The 18,605-nt window shown below is 51.7% G+C and carries 15 protein-coding genes; 7 read left to right on the forward strand and 8 right to left on the reverse strand.

The genetic code is table 11. The features are described 5' to 3' along the window. Positions 1 to 8 precede the first annotated feature (8 nt). The gene (locus K5Y32_RS11135; RefSeq protein WP_222183762.1) at positions 9 to 1,544 is read right to left on the reverse strand and encodes an ABC transporter substrate-binding protein; all 1,536 of its coding nucleotides are present in this window, start codon (positions 1,542 to 1,544) and stop codon (positions 9 to 11) included. A 201-nt stretch (positions 1,545 to 1,745) separates the two neighbouring features. Between K5Y32_RS11135 and K5Y32_RS11140 the strand changes: the two genes are divergently transcribed. Genes K5Y32_RS11140 through K5Y32_RS11150 form a run of 3 tightly spaced genes read left to right on the forward strand, consistent with a single transcriptional unit; the run spans position 1,746 to position 6,132 of the window. Next, positions 1,746 to 2,879 (forward strand): ROK family transcriptional regulator, encoded by a 1,134-nt coding sequence (locus tag K5Y32_RS11140; protein WP_222183764.1) that lies wholly within the window; start codon positions 1,746 to 1,748, stop codon positions 2,877 to 2,879. 11 nt (positions 2,880 to 2,890) lie between these two features. Then, the gene (locus K5Y32_RS11145) at positions 2,891 to 4,333 is read left to right on the forward strand and encodes a M81 family metallopeptidase (protein WP_222183766.1); all 1,443 of its coding nucleotides are present in this window, start codon (positions 2,891 to 2,893) and stop codon (positions 4,331 to 4,333) included. Continuing rightward, positions 4,330 to 6,132 carry an ABC transporter ATP-binding protein gene (locus K5Y32_RS11150; RefSeq protein ID WP_222183769.1) on the forward strand — a complete coding sequence of 601 codons (1,803 nt, stop codon included), beginning with the start codon at positions 4,330 to 4,332 and terminating at the stop codon, positions 6,130 to 6,132. Before K5Y32_RS11145 ends, K5Y32_RS11150 begins: the two co-directional genes overlap by 4 nt. A 109-nt stretch (positions 6,133 to 6,241) precedes the next feature. Here K5Y32_RS11150 and K5Y32_RS11155 read toward each other — a convergent pair whose 3' ends face one another. Continuing rightward, positions 6,242 to 6,454 (reverse strand): hypothetical protein, encoded by a 213-nt coding sequence (locus K5Y32_RS11155; protein WP_222183771.1) that lies wholly within the window; start codon positions 6,452 to 6,454, stop codon positions 6,242 to 6,244. 362 nt (positions 6,455 to 6,816) lie between these two features. Here K5Y32_RS11155 and K5Y32_RS11160 point away from each other — a divergent pair, with 362 nt between their 5' ends. Beyond that, positions 6,817 to 7,107 carry a hypothetical protein gene (locus K5Y32_RS11160; protein ID WP_101761060.1) on the forward strand — a complete coding sequence of 97 codons (291 nt, stop codon included), beginning with the start codon at positions 6,817 to 6,819 and terminating at the stop codon, positions 7,105 to 7,107. A gap of 75 nt (positions 7,108 to 7,182) precedes the next feature. Here the strand turns inward: K5Y32_RS11160 and K5Y32_RS11165 are convergent, their stop codons facing one another. Continuing rightward, a complete protein-coding gene (locus K5Y32_RS11165; protein WP_222183773.1) occupies positions 7,183 to 8,457 on the reverse strand; it encodes a Glu/Leu/Phe/Val dehydrogenase in 1,275 nt (424 codons plus the stop codon). Positions 8,458 to 8,948: 491 nt separating this feature from the next. On the opposite strand from K5Y32_RS11165, the gene K5Y32_RS11170 reads away from it, so the two are divergent. Continuing rightward, positions 8,949 to 10,376: an amino acid permease gene (locus K5Y32_RS11170; RefSeq protein ID WP_370635098.1), complete on the forward strand. Its 1,428-nt coding sequence runs from the start codon at positions 8,949 to 8,951 to the stop codon at positions 10,374 to 10,376. An 8-nt stretch (positions 10,377 to 10,384) separates the two neighbouring features. Here K5Y32_RS11170 and K5Y32_RS11175 read toward each other — a convergent pair whose 3' ends face one another. The 5 genes from K5Y32_RS11175 to K5Y32_RS11195 form a co-directional block, all read right to left on the reverse strand. After that, a complete protein-coding gene (locus tag K5Y32_RS11175) occupies positions 10,385 to 11,554 on the reverse strand; it encodes an ROK family transcriptional regulator (protein ID WP_222183775.1) in 1,170 nt (389 codons plus the stop codon). Positions 11,555 to 11,698: 144 nt separating this feature from the next. Further along, positions 11,699 to 11,965: a hypothetical protein gene (locus tag K5Y32_RS11180; protein WP_222183777.1), complete on the reverse strand. Its 267-nt coding sequence runs from the start codon at positions 11,963 to 11,965 to the stop codon at positions 11,699 to 11,701. 306 nt (positions 11,966 to 12,271) lie between these two features. Further along, complete coding sequence (locus K5Y32_RS11185) at positions 12,272 to 13,816, reverse strand: methyl-accepting chemotaxis protein (RefSeq protein ID WP_222183779.1); 1,545 nt, start codon at positions 13,814 to 13,816, stop codon at positions 12,272 to 12,274. Positions 13,817 to 14,365: 549 nt separating this feature from the next. After that, positions 14,366 to 15,619, reverse strand: a complete 1,254-nt coding sequence (locus tag K5Y32_RS11190; RefSeq protein ID WP_222183794.1) for a sensor domain-containing diguanylate cyclase — start codon at positions 15,617 to 15,619, stop codon at positions 14,366 to 14,368. Between the two features lie 505 nt (positions 15,620 to 16,124). Beyond that, the gene (locus tag K5Y32_RS11195) at positions 16,125 to 16,997 is read right to left on the reverse strand and encodes a LysR family transcriptional regulator (protein ID WP_222183797.1); all 873 of its coding nucleotides are present in this window, start codon (positions 16,995 to 16,997) and stop codon (positions 16,125 to 16,127) included. A 101-nt stretch (positions 16,998 to 17,098) separates the two neighbouring features. Between K5Y32_RS11195 and K5Y32_RS11200 the strand changes: the two genes are divergently transcribed. Then, positions 17,099 to 17,950, forward strand: coding sequence for an alpha/beta fold hydrolase (locus K5Y32_RS11200; protein WP_255602566.1), 852 nt, complete (start codon positions 17,099 to 17,101; stop codon positions 17,948 to 17,950). Positions 17,951 to 17,954: 4 nt separating this feature from the next. Beyond that, positions 17,955 to 18,557, forward strand: a complete 603-nt coding sequence (locus tag K5Y32_RS11205) for a glutathione S-transferase (protein WP_222183798.1) — start codon at positions 17,955 to 17,957, stop codon at positions 18,555 to 18,557. Positions 18,558 to 18,605 lie beyond the last annotated feature (48 nt).

Raw genomic sequence — 18,605 nt, forward strand, 5'->3', positions numbered from 1 at the left:
CCATGAGGTTATTGCTTCACTGCGTCGCGCACGACGATTTGTCCGCCCGGCTGCATAACCACGCCGCTGATATTTTTACGTGCGGCATAGAGATCGTCCTGATAGAACAGCAACACCTGCGGCGCTAATCCGCTGATCTGTTTTTGCGCCTGGAAGTAGAGATCTTTGCGTTTGGCATCGTCGAGTGTGGATGCGGCGGTATCGATCAGATCATCGGTTTGCTTGTCGCTGAAGAAGCCCAGATTGGCCCCGCCCGGCGCGAAACTGCTGGTGTGATACAGCGGACGCAGCTGCAGATCGGAGCCATATAAACCGGAAGACCAGGACGCCAGCACCGCATCGGTGCCCTGCGCGGCTTTCTCTTTGCCATCAGCAAATGCCGCTTTGGTCCACACGCCGCTCTCCATCTGGCGCACGTTAAGTTTCACGCCGATTTTGCTCCACATGCCCTGCAGGACTTGTGCGGTACGCGCATCCGGCGCCTGCACCGCAATCGACATCGGGAAACCGTCGGCGTAGCCCGCCGCTTTCAGCAAATCTTTGGCTTTTTGCAGATCATACGGATAGTCATGCAAGCTTTTGTCGTAGTTGGGATCGACCGGTGCCAACGCGGAGTTTGCCGGTTGCGCATAACCAAACATGATGGCTTTCACCAGCGCCTGCTGGTCGGTGGCGAAATTCAGCGCCTGACGCACGCGCACATCGCTCAGTGCTTTGCTTTGGGTATTGAGATCGACCCAGAACACCGCCGCACCCGGCGACTGTTTAAGACTTACGTTGGCGTTGTTTTTCAACATGCCGGCAAACTGCGGTGGCACCGGGTTAATAATATCGACCTGACCCGATTGCAGCGCCATATTCATCACCGAAGGCTCGCTGCTCCACGTCCATTTAATTTCATCCGGCCCGGAAGATTTCCCCCAATAGTCGGGATTCTTTTGTTCAAGTACATATTCACCGGATTTGTACTGCACCAGTTTATAAGGCCCGGTGCCGTCGGCTTTATTGTTGATGCTTCCGGCTTTATCTGCTTTCGGGCTCACCATTAATCCCGGACCGGAGGCTAAAACAGTTAAAAAGGCCGGGTTAATTTTTTTCAGCTGAAACGTGACAGTGAGATCGTCTTTTTTCTTCACATCCTGAATAAAGGTGCGAATTTTCCCACTACCCGCTAAACCGCGCTGCGTATTTAAATGACGCTGGAAGTTTTCAACTACCGCATCGGCATTAAAGGGCGTGCCGTCGTGGAATTTCACATTGGGTCGCAGGGTAAAGGTCCAGTTAAGTCCGCTGTCATCGGATGTCCAGGATAATGCCAGTGCCGGAATGATTTTGCCGTCATCACCGAGACGCGTCAGGCCTTCGTACATTGGGTCCAGCACCGTGCCGGTAAAGGTCGCGGTTTGGTTGCCGGGATCCATGCTGCGCGGCGGTTCGTTCTGCATGATCACCAGTTGGCTGGCAAAAACGGAGGCGCTCGCCATCGACGCCAGTAAACAACCGGCCAGCGTCAGTACCTTGAAATGCTTATGTTTGCTTTCCATGAAGACCCTCAATGAATCATTGAAACGATCGGTGAAATATCCACGCTATATAAGCCACACTCACTAAACAAAAGCCAATAGGTTGGTTCATATAATTTACTTATAATCAGATCTGCATTCAGAAATTTAACTAAATATCGTTGTATTTGTTTTCTGTCCTTATTATTGTCAGCGCATAATGCTAATGCCGTGAGAACCTCAATGCTCAATGCCCACCAGCAACAAATTCTGCGCTTGCTTATTGCGTCGCATGGCATGAGCCGCACCGTGCTTGCGGAAAAAATGAAACTAAGCAAAGCCGCAATTAGCATGCTGGTGAAAGAGATGCTGCAGGCCGGATTGCTGGAAGAGAGTATTCCGGAATCCAACGGCCAGGGTCGTCCATCGGTGTTATTAAAAATGCGTGCCGATAGCGCCTATTTTCTCGGTGCTTCGCTGCTGGGCGAACGCGTGATATTAGTGCTGATTGATATGCACGGCCGCACGCTGGCCGTCACCCAGATGCCGTTGAATCTCGATCCGCCGCAGCTGGCAAAAAACATTGCGGCGGCGATCCCGGATCTAATTGCGCAGAAATCAATTACGCAGGATCAGCTGATTGGCCTGGGCGTGACGCTGTCCGGGTTTGTCGATGAACATCAGGCGATTTGCGTGCAGTCGGCGCTGCTGGGCTGGAAGAACGTGCCGCTGGCGGAACTGCTAAAACAGCAAACCGGGCTGGAAGTATCCTTAGAGAATGATGCCAAAGCGCTGGCGGTGAGCGAGAAGATTTTCGGCGTGGCAAAAAAGGCGCGCAACTTCACCCTGATTTCGCACGGTGACGGCATTGGGTCGGCGCATTTCTTTCAGGGCCAACTGCATCGGGGCGCACACGGCGCTGCCGGTGAAATCGCCCACTGCACCATCGAGCCCGGCGGACGTCCCTGCCGCTGCGGCAAACGCGGCTGCCTCGATACGCTGGCCTCGTTAACCGCCATCCGCGAAAGCGTGCGTGATAAAGCGCTGGAGTGTGAATCGATTACCGAACTGGAAGCGCTGGCGGTGAAAGGTAACAGCGCGGCGATTGCCATTTTGCATCAGGCCGGCCATGCGCTAGGTTTATCCATCGCCAATATCATCCAGATGAACGATCCCGAGTTGATTGTGATTGCGCATCAGCCCAATGAGTTCGATGGATTGCTAAAAACCGTGGTGATGCAGGCCATCGACAGCCATGTGCTGCCGTCGATTATCGGCAAAACACCGATCGCCAGCATGGTGATCAACGAAGAGAGCTGGGCCAGAGCCGCAGCCAGTGTGGCGGCGTATCGTTTTATCATTCATTTACCCGACTAGCGGAGGCTGCTATGCGCATTGCTTTTGGTGGCATTCATACTGAGTGCAGTACTTATAATCCGGTGCTGAATTATGCCGACGACTTCCGCATCGTGCGCGGGGATGAACTGACCACCAATCCTTATTTCGCCTTTTTGCAGGATTATGATGCCGAGTTTCTGCCGACCTTACACGCGCGCGCCATTGCCGGTGGTCCGGTGGCGCGCGTCACCTACGACGATTTTAAGCAGGATTTCCTGACGCGCCTCGCGGCACATTTGCCGGTGGATGGCGTTTATCTCGCGATGCACGGTGCGGTTTATGTTGAAGGTATGGAAGATGCCGAAGGCGACTGGATCAGCGCCACGCGCGAGCTGGTCGGCGCGGAGTGCCCGATCACCGTCAGCTACGATCTGCACGGCAACGTTACGCAACGCATCATCGATGCCATTGATATGTTCTCGACCTATCGCACTGCGCCGCACATTGATGTGGAAGAGACCATGCGCCGCTCGGTATCGATGCTGGTGAAAAGCCTGCAAACCGGCGTCAAACCCGGCGTGGTGTGGGCGCCGATTCCGGTGGTGTTACCCGGTGAACGCACCAGCACCGAAGATGAACCCGCCAAAAGTTTGTATGCCCGTTTGCCCGCGATAAACCAGCTGGAGCACGTCTGGGATGCGTCGCTGATGGTCGGTTACGTCTGGGCCGATGAACCGCGCGCCACCGCCGCCGCGATCATGACCGGCACCGATGCCGATGTGCTGGCGGAACAGGCGGCTAAACTGGCGCTGGCTTACTGGCAGGCGCGCGATGAATTCAGTTTTGGCTGCGTCACCGGCAGCATTGAAGAGTGCGTCAGCATGGCCATCGCCAGCGAAACCGCGCCGGTGATTCTGGCTGATTCTGGGGATAATCCCACCGGCGGCGGCGTCGGCGATCGCGCGGATGTGTTGGCGGAACTGATTCGCCAGGGTGCGCAGCAGGTGATCGTCGCTGGTATCACCGATAAACCGGCCACTGACGCGGCCTTTGCTGCTGGCGTTGGCGCAAGCTTAACGCTGAATGTCGGCGCATCACTCGATCCGGCCGGCGGCAAAGTGCAGGCCGAATTTGTGGTGAAACATCTCAGCGATGATGCGCGTTCGCTGGCGAAACAGGCGCTGCTGCTAACCGGCGGCATTACGCTGGTGGTCGCCGACCGTCGCCGTCCTTATCACAATCTGGCGGATTTCGCCCTGCTCGGCCTCGATCCTGCAGCGGCCAAAATCGTGGTAGTGAAGTCCGGTTATCTGTCGCCGGAGCTGGCCCCGCTGGCCAATCCCAACCTGATGGCGCTGTCGGAAGGCGTAGTCGATCAATATGTGGAACGCTTAACTCGCAAGCGTAAATTACAGCCCGCCTATCCGTTCGATACCGATTTCACTTATCTGCCGGTTAGCCACTTATCGGCACGCTTTATGGCAGCGAAATGAACGCGCCCGCTTCAGCAGTCGAACCGGTGCTGCGCATCGAAAATCTGACCGTCGCCTTTCGCGTTGAGGATCACTGGCGCGAGGTGGTGAAGAACCTGTCGCTCACCGTTAATGCCGGTGAAACGCTGGCGATTGTCGGTGAATCCGGTTCGGGGAAAAGCGTCACCTCGATGGCGATCATGCGCTTACTCAACATGCGCCACGCGCGCGTCAGCGGCAAAGTGCTGCTGAACGGCGTAGATCTGCTGACGCTGAGTGAATCCGCCATGCGTGACATTCGCGGCAATGCGGTGGCGATGATTTTTCAGGAGCCGATGACCAGCCTGAATCCGTCGTTCACCATCGGCAATCAAATTGCTGAGGCGCAGATCAATCACCGCAAAATCAGTAAACGCGTCGCGCGTGAAGAGACCATTCGGCTGCTGGAGAAAGTGCGTATTCCCAACGCGGCGAAACGCTTCAATGATTATCCGCACCACTTTTCCGGTGGCATGCGCCAGCGCGTGATGATTGCGATGGCGCTGGCGCTGCGGCCAAAACTGCTGATTGCCGATGAACCGACCACCGCGCTGGACGTCACCATTCAGGGGCAGATTCTTGACCTGATTAATACGTTGCAGGAAGAGGAAGGCACGGCGGTGCTGTTTATCACCCACGATATGGGCGTGGTGGCAGAGGTGTCGGATCGCACGCTGGTGATGTATCAAGGCGATGTGATGGAAACCGGCACCACCGCCGCGATTTTCTCCGCGCCCGCCGCCGATTACACTCGCACGCTGATTGCGACCGTGCCGCAGCTTGGCGCGATGCGCGGCATTGCTGGGCCGCGTAAGTTTTCCTTTGACCAGCGCGACGCATCTGAGACCAACGCTGTATCGACATCGCAGCAGCCGCTGCTGTCAGTGAAAAATCTCAGCACCCGCTTCAGCATCCACGAAGGCGTATTCAGCCGCAAAACCGGCGCGGTACATGCGGTGGAGAACATCTCGTTTGATCTAATGCCGGGCGAAACCTTGTCGCTGGTTGGTGAATCGGGCTGTGGAAAATCCACCACCGGACGTTCACTGACGCGCCTCGTCACACCCGACGCGGGTGAAGTGGCCTTTGATGGTTACGACGTACTGAATCTTTCTGTTCATGAGCTGCGTACTTTGCGCCGCGCCATGCAGATGATTTTTCAGGATCCGTTTGCCAGCCTCAATCCGCGCATGTCGGTGCTGGAAGCGCTGACCGAACCTTTTCTGCAACACCGTTTAGGCAGCAAAACCGAGGCGCGCACGAAAGCCGCCTCACTGATGGAGCGCGTCGGATTACCCGCCAGCATGATTAAGCGCTATCCGCACGAATTTTCCGGTGGCCAGCGCCAGCGTATCTGTATCGCCCGCGCATTGATGCTCGATCCGAAAATGATCATCGCCGATGAATCGGTGTCGGCGCTGGACGTCACGGTGAAAGCGCAAATCATCAATTTGCTGCTCGACCTGCAACAGAGCCTTGGCTTGTCGTATCTGTTTATTTCGCACGATATGGCGGTGGTTGAGCGCATTAGCCATCGCGTGGCGGTGATGCTGCTGGGTGAAATCGTTGAGATCGGCCCGCGCGCGGCGATTTTTGAAAATCCGCAGCATGACTACACCCGTAAATTGCTGTCATCGGTGCCGGTGCCCGATCCGGCGCGCCGTCATGTAAAGCGCCAGATTGACATCAGCGAGCTGAAAAGCCCGGTGCGTGCATTGGGATTTGTGCCTGAAGCACGGCGTTATCGTGAGGTGAGTGACGGGCATTGGGTGATGGAGTAAGCGCTTTTGTAGGGTGCGCATTCATGCGCACCAGGAAGAAGGTCGCCATGAATGGCAATCCTACGACAATCTGTGATTACCTATCGATCCGTGCAGAATGTTTCCCGCATTATTCTTTCATACACAACAGGCAAAATACCGCTCGGCTGTTGGGATGATGTGTGTGGAAATATTGCCAGGCATGCTCAGGAGAATAAAACGATCCCATGAACACACGATTATCATAGGCGGGAGCCATGCGGCAGCTTTCGCGATGAAGATTGCAGCAACCTTCTGTATCTGCCTGACTAAAAACATAAAAATCCGTGATGTTTAATTTCATCCGCTACTCCTCATGGGCAGAAATAAATACCAATTAATAAAACTCTTTAAAATCGCCCGTTGCGGATACTATTTGTACACTTTTTAGTAATCAGCCCAAAATGAGCCATAAAATAATTATAGTCTGCGTGGAGTCGGCTGTCTTTAATTAAAAATAAACTTATTTAAGCCGAACGTAATAAAAGAGTAATTTAATAACTATTATTTAACCCTTTTTGTCGCTGCGCTTAATAGGGCCAGTATTTACTGTTAACGGCGGTCATCACTTATAAATTCGCGCTAAGATTTATCTTAAAAAAATGAAATTCATTTCTGGTCAATTAAACTTAAGTAAACTTAAATTAAGCCACCGGAGATAATATCATGCTCAGTTATACTATCCGTATCGAATTGAAAGAACCCACCGCTGGCGCGCAAATTGAATTGCTCTATGCGATGCTTGAGAATGGTTTCGCGCGTAGCTTGGTGTGCGAGAAAGGCTACACTTATGTGTTACCCACCAATGAATACGTTTATGTAGGCAGCGAGAATATAAGGAGTTTAACCGACCGGGTGGTGACTTTAGTGAGCGAGTTCAGTGAGGATCCTTCGGTGATGATTACTCAATCCGCCGCAAGGTGCTGGTCAGGTTTACGCGGCGTAAACCTCGCTTAATAGCGAAGATAAACGCCCTCTGCCCACTACGAAGGCGTTTATCCTTTGATTTAAATAAACTTAAAATATAATTAATTAGCCCGGATAAATACCGCGATCTTTGCGTGCCAGCAGAATACGTTCGCAGGCAACAATATAAGCAGCAGTGCGCAATGAGCAGCGCTTTTCAGCGGCCTTATCCCAAACGTGCACCATCGCTTCGGTCATGATGCGATCCATACGCTGGTTAATCTCATCTTCGCTCCAGAAGAAGCTCGCCATGTCCTGTACCCATTCGAAGTAACTCACCGTTACCCCACCGGCGTTACAGATTACGTCTGGCACCACCTGCACGCCGCGACTCGCCAGCATATCATCCGCATCCGGATACGTTGGGCCGTTGGCCCCTTCCAGCACCAGTTTGGCACTGATAATTTCTGCGCGCTCGCGGGTAATTTGCCCTTCAAGCGCAGCCGGGATCAGTATATCCATGGCGGTGGTCCAGAACTGCTCTCTGTCGATCTCACGCGCACCTGGGAAACCGGCAATCTGTTTATGCTCGATCTGCCACGCAGTCAGCGCAGCTAAATCGATGCCGCCTTCGTTGAGTAAGGTTGCGGTGTGATCCTGAATCACCACCACGCGCGCACCGGCTTCGGCGAACAGACGCGCCGCTTCGCTACCGACATTACCAAAGCCCTGCAAAGCCACGCGTGCGCCTTCAATGGTGATGTTAGAACGTTGTGCCACTTCACGACCGGTAATAAATACGCCACGGCCTGTCGCTTTCTCACGGCCTAACGAGCCGCCAAGATGGATCGGTTTACCGGTGACCACGCCGGTAATAGTGGTGCCGTGATTCATCGAGTAGGTATCCATCATCCACGCCATCACTTTGCCATTGGTGCCGACATCAGGCGCGGGAATATCTTTCTGTGGACCAATAATCAAACCGATTTCACTGGTGTAGCGGCGGGTTAAGCGCTCCAGTTCACCTTCAGACAACGAGTGCGGATCGACGCGAATACCGCCTTTCGCGCCGCCATAAGGCAGGTTGACCGCCGCACATTTGATGGTCATCCAGGCTGACAGCGCCATCACTTCATTCAGGTCGACTGCAGGATGGTAACGCACGCCCCCTTTGCCCGGCCCGCGCGAAAGATTGTGCTGTACGCGATAGCCTTCGAAGTGGCGAATCGAACCGTCATCCATCTGCACCGGGATGTCGACAATCAGTGCTCTTTTGGGATGACGCAGGGTTTCTATCCAGCGAGACAATTCACCAAGATGAGGCGCAACGCGGTCAATTTGGCTCAGGTAGGTAGTCCAGGGAGATGTACTGCTTTCAGAAGCGTAAGATAACTTTTCCATGAGAAGCCTGTAGGTTCAGAGTTATTTATATTGAAAAGAGGTGGAAAGGTGATGCATTGCACTAGACGGAAAGTAATTTAACACCTTTTCAGAAAAGCGGGTCACGCCAAATAAGGAGGATTTAACTTTTTCGACGCAAAAATGCCTGAATTAATGAATAACTAAGCATAAAAAAAGGCCATATATGGTGCATATTTATGCATTTATTATTCACATTTCTGCATAAAATTTGATTTTATTCCTATTTTTCAGTTCTTTGATAGTCATCAAAAAGTGAATAAACTGTTATTTTTGCGCATTGACTTTGTTAACTCACGCCACCACGATGAGTAAAACCCAGCCGGATACCTCCATCATGAATTAGCGTTTTATTAATTTTGTTTTCTTTCATCTATTTAAACGTGCCTCTTTAAGGTTTAACCCCTTATTTACCATTGATGCTTGCGGGCAGGCATCGTCACGCGTCTTTTTGCCAGACTGAAGGAATCATTGTGTCTAACAAACCTACTCAAGGGCAGATTCAGCCTGCTCGGGCTCACGACGCCCCGCAAAAACTGCAGCGAGGGCTGAGCGAACGCCATATTCAGATGATCGCGCTGGGCGGATCGATCGGCACCGGGCTGTTTATGGGCGCGGGACGCAATATTGCGGTGGCCGGGACCTCGATATTAATCATCTACATATTGGTGGGTTTCTTTAGTTATATGGTGATGCGGGCGATGGGGGAAGTGCTGCTTAGCCGGCTTGACTATCGCTCTTTTGCCGATTTCGTCAGTGATTATCTCGGCCCCAAAGCCAGCTTCTTTCTCGGTTGGTCGTATTGGCTGAGTTGGGTGGTGACTTGCATCGCTGATGTGGTGGTGTGCGGCGCGTATATGCAGTACTGGTTCCCGGAAATGTCGGCGTGGATACCCGCGTTGTTCACCCTCGGCATTCTGTGTCTGTTTAACATGTTGTCGGTGAAGGCTTTTGGTGAGGCCGAATTCTGGTTTGCGCTGATCAAGGTGATCACCATCATCGCGCTGATCATCACCGGCGGATGGATGGTGTTTACCGGCTGGACCTCGCCGGATGGCGTTAAAGCCTCGGTGCACAACCTCACCGATCCTGCCGTATTTATGCCGCATGGCATCACCGGCTTTCTCGCCGGTTTCCAGATCGCGATTTTCTCTTACACCGGCATTGAGCTGCTCGGCACCATGACGGCAGAAACGCGCGATCCCGAGAAAATTTTACCGCGCGCGATCAACTCCTTACCGCTACGAATCGTGATTTTCTACATGCTCTCAATGATGGTGATCATCGCGGTGACGTCATGGCAAGGCGTATCGCCGGATACCAGCCCATTCGTGACGCTGTTTGCCAAAGCCGGATTGCCCGCAGCGGCGGCGATCATTAATTTCGTCGCGCTCACCTCGGCGATGTCTTCCGCCAATAGCGGCGTCTACTCCAGCACCCGCATGTTATATGGCTTGTCAGTCGAGAAGCATGCGCATTGGCAGTTTCGGATTCTGTCGCGTACCACGCGTATTCCACTGCGTAGCCTACTGTTCTCCTGCTTCTGCATGCTGAGCGGCACCCTGCTGCTGTTCCTGGTGCCGAATGTGACAACGCTGTTCACCATCGTCTCGACGCTGGCCGCCATTCTGGTGATCTATTGCTGGGGCATGATTCTGGTCTCTTATCTGGTGTACCGCCGGCATCGTCCGGATCTGCATCAAAAATCCAAATTTAAAATGCCTGGCGGCAGAGTGATGGCCTGGGGGACGCTGATGTTCTTCCTGTTCTCGGTGGTGATCATGATATTTGATTCCGACACGCTCGCCGCGTTAGCCGCTTCACCGGCGTGGTTTATTGCGCTGTGGCTGTGTTGGAAGATGAAAGAGAAGCGGAAAACGGCAGTGAAGGTGGCGGCCTGATTGGGCCGCTACTTCATCAGTACCTGAAACTGCGGATTGAACTCATCGAAAATAGGCAGCGCGGCGGCACCTAACGCGGCGGTATCGCTGCCGGTCATACCAACTTTGACGCGAGTTCCGGTGAGGTAGCGACCGCGCACCGATTGATAGAGCGGCGGCAGGCGGCGAATAATTTTATCCAGCAGCACCGCAGGCATCATGCCGCCGATAATCACGCTTTCGGCATCGAAGATGCACTCCAGCAGGTTAATCGCCTGACGCAGCGGCGTTAACACCGTATCGATCCATTTATCGAACAGCGCCGGATCGACTTCCAGCAAATCTTCCGGCAACGCAGTCATCGGATCGAGCCCGCAAAATTCATAGGCTGCCTGCAGTGAAACATAGCGTTCTAAACAACCATGATTGCCGCAGTAACATTCGCGTCCGCCCGGCTCCACCACCACATGCCCGACCTCCCCGGCGTTATGCGCATGGCCGCTATAGACGTGGCCATCCATGATGATGCCAGCGCCCAAACCGGTGCCGATGTAGAGATAGACAAACGAATTGAGCTGACGCGCCACGCCATGAAAGCGTTCACCAATTGCCGCCACCGTGGCATCGTTTTCCAGCGTTACCGGCACGCCGCTCATCGCGGCCAGTTTGGCTTCGATATCCACCTGTTCCCAGCCGTGCAGCGTGGTTGGCCCCATCGACGAGATGCCCTCAACGCCAAACGGACCGGGCATCACCACGCCAATGCCCAACACTTTCTGCCAGCGCTCGTCCAGCTGCGTTTTAATCTCGCTGAGCACGTCGGCGATGCGCGCTAAGGTGGCATCAGGCTGGGGTTTTTGTACCAGAATAAGGCGGCGGAAATGGATTTCGCCGGTGAGATCCACCAGCACAATCAGCAGCGTTTGGTGATCAAGATGGATGCCGATCGAAAAGGCGCTGGCGGGATTGAGCGTCACCGGAGTCGCCGGTTGCCCGCGTCCTTGTTTGCGCGGCGCACGGCTGGTGAGCAGTTCGGCCTGCTCCAGCTCCGCCACGATATTCGACACGGTTTGCGGTGTCAGCGCGGTGAGACGAGCCAGCTCGGCGCGGGTCAGTTCACCATGCAGGCGAATGGCTTCAATGATCACGCGGCGATTGTGCGCCCGTGCATGTTCCAGATTGGTTCCCGACGTTTTCACCTTGCTCCCTTCCCTTTAATTCCACGCGCTGCGGATAGCCGCATCAATATCTATGATCGGCCACACATTTTACAACCCTTTCGGCCAGGTGATAGGTTTAGGCGGGGATTTCGATAAATCAACCTTTAGTGACCATCCCAACGGTTATTTGATAAAAAGCCAACTCGCTGCTGCTACCACGCCCACTAACAACGATGCGAATACTGCGCCTGTTACGAATGAATGAGTTGTAGTTTGCTCTTCGTTGCGGATGTCTATAAATCTGGCAAGTGCGCGCTTAACATCCGGGGCATTTAATTCTTCAAACTGCTTTTCATAGCCCTTGTTCGTCAGAGCGAAAGCTCCTGCTTTATCTGTTTTCTCCAGCGCGGTGATGTGGTTACCCTTTTTAAAAAAACAGTACTCCGGCATAAGATCCTCCGAGGAGAGAGTTGTCGTCTGAAATAATAGATGAACGGGTATGGCTTCGTATAGGTATCTGGTTATTGCCACTAGCGGACGTTGCTAATACTAATCTACGGGGAGCAGGCCAACCGCTATTCATTTTTTTCGCCCGAAATATAATTATGACTTGAAGATGCACGAAGGCATTAGTCAACGCGCGGAGAGCCACAGAGGAAGCATGCCTGAGCCTGTTTTCTCACGGAGTCGAACAAAAAGAATTCAAACAATGCGGGGCCCAGATTATAGAAGGGCCCCCAATGTAAATGAGATTTATTAAAGCTGGAACGCTTCAACCATGCCTCGTAAAGCATGTGCCTGAGCAGAAAGCTCTTGCGACGCAGAGGAGGACTCTTCAACCAATGCAGCATTGTTCTGAGTTACGCCGTCCATTTGACTGACGGCAATGCTGACCTGTGAAATTCCCTGCATTTGTTCGGAAGAAGCCAGAGATATCTCGTCCATCGCATCCGCAAGCTCACCTACCATGCTGACGATTTTCATGATGCTCTGCCCGGTTCCTGTCGCCACGTTCACACCACTTTCCACCTGCCCTACGGCCTGCTCAATGAGTTGTTTGATATCCCGTGCAGCAGTCGCACTTCGTTGTGCTAACGTTCTGACTTCACCGGCAACCACGGCAAATCCCCTTCCTTCTTCACCGGCGCGAGCAGCTTCAACGGCGGCATTGAGTGCAAGAATATTGGTCTGGAAGGCAATGCTTTCAATGACGGAAGTAATATCCCTCACTTTTGTCGCGCTGAGAGAAATCTCGTTCATCGTATCCGACATTTTCTGCACATCCGCCTCACCAGCTCGCGCCAGCTCTGCTGTCCCACGTGCAACTTGTGCCGTCTGCTGTGCACCTGCAGTATTACTTTTCACCGTTGCCGTGAGTTGCTCCATACTCGCGGCCGTTTCCTGAAGCGCAGCAGCCTGCTGTTCAGTACGGGATGAGAGTTCAGTGTTGCCTTTTGATATCTCATCCGCAGCTAACGCAACGGATCCTGCCGAGTCTTTAATTTGTGATACCAGTCCACGTAGACTCTCCTGCATACGATCTAACGATGCCAGAAGGCTGTTCTTATCGTTACGGCGCAAGGTTATTGAGGTTGTCAGATTCCCCGCGGCGATGGCTGCCGCAAGTGCCTGTGCCTGGGCGGGCTCGCCACCTAGCTGACGCATCAGTACACGTACGATTAAATAACCGGTCAATACAGATATAATCACCGAGAGCGCCGCCATTATTAATAAAATAAACGCTGTACGTGTCGTGGATGCACTATTCTCAGCCATCGTCTCCTTGCTGAGTGTCATTTCGATATTTGTTAGCGCATCCAGCGATCCCATTAATGCCTGCTGCGCCGGTCGCGCCGTTTTCATGAGGTAAACCGTTGCTTCCTGCTGACGGTTATCGAGTCCCATCTGCCCTGCGATCATTAACGTCTCCATCGCGGCGCTCTCAGAGGCAACGACTTTTTCAAGAGCCTCCTTCCCGTGAGAGGAAACATTGATCCTCATGCTATCCACCAGCTCACGGCGCTTCTCAATATAATTTTTCTGCTGCGAGATTAATCTTTGCCATTCAGGCTGCATTTCTACGGGATCGCTCAGTAAAGCCAGGTTGCGAACGGCAATGGCCATATCTCGAGCAATTCCCCGCATATCCTGAACCAGCGTAAAGCGCTTCATCTTGTTATTGACCGTATCTTCCATCCCATCCCGCGCCTGCCATAATGCGTTCAGAGCAATCCCCGTGCACAATACGAAAAGAATAATGAGCAGACTGAAACCCGCAGCCAGACGTGTAGATATTTTCATTTATAATTCTCTAAAAGTTCAAGATGCTTTGCCGAAGAAGAGGAATTATAGACAGTGAAATTAACCCTGCCTGAACGGCAAATTAAGAATGGCTTCACCAAAATTTATCACGCACGTAAATTATAAGAACTACTTTAGTTACTCCGCATAACTTAAGTTAAATCAAGCTTTTTTAAGGCTTTGGTTTTAATTAGTTTCGCCAATAACTAAATTTAAATTAATCTTTGTTTTAGGAAAAATATTCCCTCTTTTTTTAGTTACATTATTTTAGAAACGGCGATTGTTTTAAAAACATTCGTAATTTAAGAATAATTTCCCTTAAGTTGCGCTCTTTCACCTCTCTGATTGGCTTCAAAAGGACATCATTGCTGTCTGTAATGCCAGTAGAAGTCAAAATCATACTGAAAGTCGGGCCTATTATGCCCACACCGCGGCAACGGCGATCGGCATGCCCTCTTTTGGCAAAATTGATTGTACATATGAAGATCATGCTAAGCGGCAAACAAGTTGAGCCCCGAAGATAGTTAGCAAAAGCGGGCTTACTTAATCTTACAACGGCAGAATATCAGGTTGGAAAAATTGATATGACCCATCACGTCGTGCTTTAGCCTGATACATCGCTGTATCGGCATTTTCAAATAACGTTTTTACCGTTTTTGTCCCAAATCGTGCCAGGCTGATGCCAATCGATGCGCCGATCTTTACTTCTACGCCATTGATAGCAAAAGGGTCTTTCAGGCCGTCTATGAGGCGCAGTGCAATAGCGGCTGCAGCATCATGACTACTGCACGTTGCTGCCACGACAAACTCGTCTCCTCCCTGGCGTGCTAACGAGTCGCCCTGGCGCATGCAACTTTGTAGCCGTTCGCTTACCTGCTGCAGCAACATATCCCCTATTGCGTGCCCCATCGAATCGTTAACTGCTTTGAATCCATTCAGATCGATAAACAGGACAGTCGTATACGCAGGATCTTCTACGTGCGTAAGCATGGATTGTACTTTGTCGTTGATCCAGGCTCGGTTTGGCAGTCCGGTTAAGGTGTCGCGGGTCGCGAGCAGCTCAAGCATCAACATCTTTTCTTTATCACGGGTGATGTCACGCGAAACCAGCACTGCTCCGATATTTTTACCTGTAGAGGGATCGCTTACGCCGCAGGCCTTAGTGCCAAGTGTAATGTAGTGACCGTTACGATGCCTTTTACGCACCTCGACGACGTCTGGTAACTCAGCACCGTTGAAGATATTTGCCAGAACTGCCGCAGCAGGCTGCTGATCGTCGATATGCAGGAAGTCCACCACCAGCTGGCCCACCATTTCATCGGCTGACCAGCCTATCATTTCGCTATACGAAGGAGAGATCGAAACGTACCGACCATCCGCATCACAGTGGGCGATCAGATCAGTACTGTTTTCAATCAACAAACGATATTCTGTCGCCGTGCGCAGCGCGTCCTGAAGGGCTTTGCGCTGTCCGGTAACATCTAAAACGAAGCCGCTAAACTGTGTATGAGAATCACCTGGTTGGCATGCCGGCAGACCTGAAACAATCACATGGCGCATCGTTCCATCCAGACACTTGATCGGCACCTCTATATTAAATGGCGTCTTAAACTCTAATGCCGCTGTCAGCTGCATCGCGATTTTTGCATCTTCCTCTACCAGCGCAAGGCTAAGCCACTCACCAAGCGTTATGCCTTTAAGTAGTGGCAATAAGCCTTCAGGGCTTTCCTGGCTGGCAATGCAAATGCCCCGTGCATCCGTCGACCAAACGGCAGAAAGTGTGGGTTTGATCGCGATATTCATGCTGGTGATTCCGTTGTTTGCCGATGATGCTGAACACATTTATTTCTGCTGCTAAAACCCATCAGGTGCTAAAAAAGTGCCTGATAATGATAACGTCATGCTTTTCATCGCAGCACTGCCAGAGCCTGTTATCAGGCATCTTAGGGCCGCAAAAGCTGATCTCTATTTATCGGCTGATGAGTTCAGGATCTTTAGTGACCGGCATTAAACATCGCCGATCTCGACACGGCGTTTCGCTTCGAGCTTTTTATCGAGCAGGTATTATCCAGCGACATGTGATGCTCATGCCATACGCGTGGGCGCGACTAAAAATGCATAGGCAATATTCACCGCTCCGTCTTCAGTCGGGCAAATATAGGTGAGTATTGAGTCATCACACTTTGCTTTCTTCTCATCGCTCTCAGAGCTGTAAACACATGACCTGCTTCGTGGTTAAAGTGGATCGTGCAGTGCGCATGTCAGCTTTGTGCCAGAAGCAGACATGACTAATATCGCGTTGTATTCATCAATTAATAGCAGGCTTATGCATAAGCCTGGTCAGCATCTCGCAGAAAGCCTCGCTCGCGGGATTGAAGCAGTGTCTATTCAGGCGAAGCAGGCAATCAACCAACGGCAGAGGCATCAATTTCTCAAGTTCATACACGTTACAAATCGTTTTCTCTACGCTGTATTGATTGAGTATCCCTACTCCCAGCCCTGTGGTAATCGCCGCGAGCATACCGGCTACTGAAGGACACTCCAGTATCACTGCAAATGGAATTTTTGCCTGGCGAAGCTTCTCCTCAGCCAGGTTACGGTAAAAGCAATCCGGTCCCCAGGTAATAAGTTTCAGGCTCTTATCTGATTCATGCCGCCAGGCAGGCGTTGCGTACCAGTATAATTTTTCACTCCACAATACCCTATCTTCCGGCGAGGCCGTGCCCGTGAAATCCTGATGTAAGATAATTTCCAGGCTTCCTTCAGAAAAATGCTGACGCAGGAGATGACTTTGCTCCACCACCAGTTGTACATCCACCTCGGGGTGATGGTGAGTAAAGGTTGAAATGACCCCGCATACTTCTGTCATTGAGATATGTTCAGTGACCCCAATTCGCAGCTTGCCACGTAGTTCCGAAGGCGAAAAATACGCCACGGCATGATCGTGTTCAGTGAGGATTTTTTCCGCATGGCGTAGCAGGACGCTGCCCTTTTCTGTCGGAACGGCTTTTCCGGCGGTGCGCGTAAGTAGCTGGCATTGAAGTTGATCTTCTAGCCTTTTGAGCTTCCAGCTTACTGCAGACTGGCTCAGGTTAAGAAGTAATGCAGCCTTACTCATATTGCCCGTTTGCACCACGGTTCGGAATACTCTGAGCGCATCAACAGAGAGTCGTTTATTCATTTTTGTATGACAAAAGTGGGTTTACAGATGGAAACAATGTCACTGGTGTCATAGGCAGTCAACGGATAGCCTGAACGAAACAATCACAATGGAGAAAGCTAATGTCCGCTAACAACCCATTACTGAATGACGACGTTTTGATAAAAGGTTGTCGCATTGCGACCGGGGTCCATGGTTCAGGTACACCTCTGGTGCTGGTTCATGGCACGCCCGCACACTCAGTGATCTGGCAGTCACTGGTGCCGGTATTTGTCGATGCGGGTTTTCACGTTCACCTGTATGACCTGCCTGGGTTTGGCGCATCAGAGCGCCCGTTGACGGCTGATACTTCGGTTTCCGCACAAGTCGGTTTTCTGCTGAAACTGCTGGAACACTGGCAGCTCGAAAAAACGCATCTTTTTGGTCACGATATTGGCGGGGCAATTTCACTCAGACTGGCATTCGGCAACCCATCCCTGCTGAAGACGCTTACGATTGCCGATATTCCGAGTTACAACTCATGGCCTTCGCCCACATGGAAAGCTATGCGGGATAACTATATGGATTATGCGCTGAACCCTGCCACTGAGCATTATCGCGCGATGTCTCGACAGTTAAAGATGGCTGTTTTTAATAAGCATCTTATGACAGAGCAACGGCTGGAAAGTTATCTCGCGCCACTTTGTGGCGTGGTGGGCCAGCCCTCGTTTTATCAGCATCAGGTTGCGCATTATAGTGCCTGTTACACCAGTGACTTTGCAGAAAAATTGCCGCAACTCCGGCTGCCTGTGCAGATTTTATGGGGCGCCGAAGATGAGTGGCAACCCGTTGAGTATGGAAGGCGTTTACAACGCGACATTGTCTCATCCACCCTGCATATCTATGAACACGCCGGACACTTCTTAATGGAAGATGCCCCCTTAGCTGTCGCCGCACAGTTAATTGATTTTGTTAATCAACATAATATGAGGTAGCGCCATGATCCTAATCGGAATGCTGGATTCACCTTACGTCAGACGGGTTGCTATTTACTTAAAAGTATTAGGTATTCAATTTGAACATCGGCCGATCTCTGTATTCAGCGATTTTGATGCCTTAACGAAAATTAACCCTGCCGTTAAAGTTCCGACGCTTATTACAGATGATAATCAGGTAGTTATCGACTCAACATTAATCATTAATTACCTTGAGAAATATTTCGGTCATTCACCTGCACCCACATCAGCGTCCAGAGCGGAAGATCTGAGAGATTTGCATCTTACCGGATTCGCCCTGACTGCCTGTGAAAAAGCGGTGCAGATTGTGTACGAACAGCGTCTCAGACCGGTAGAAAAACAGCATCAACCCTGGCTGAATCGGATAACTCAACAACTTCATGGTGCCTGGCAGACGCTGGAGAACGGGCTGCGGGAAAGTCATCCTGACATGCTGTCCGTGGCCGGTATCAGCATCGCAGTAGCCTGTAGTTTTACAGAATTGATGCTTCCGGATACCTTCAGCCGTACGTTGTATCCGGAAGTAACCAGATTTACATTGCTGGCCGAACAGCGACCGGAATTTTTGGCAACACCTTCGAGTTAGTGAGAGTGAGTTGCTTATTAATTTTTGAGACGGCAACGTCCACGTCAG

It is taken from the genome of Pantoea sp. DY-15 (assembly GCF_019795935.1).
Classification (GTDB): domain Bacteria; phylum Pseudomonadota; class Gammaproteobacteria; order Enterobacterales; family Enterobacteriaceae; genus Pantoea; species Pantoea leporis.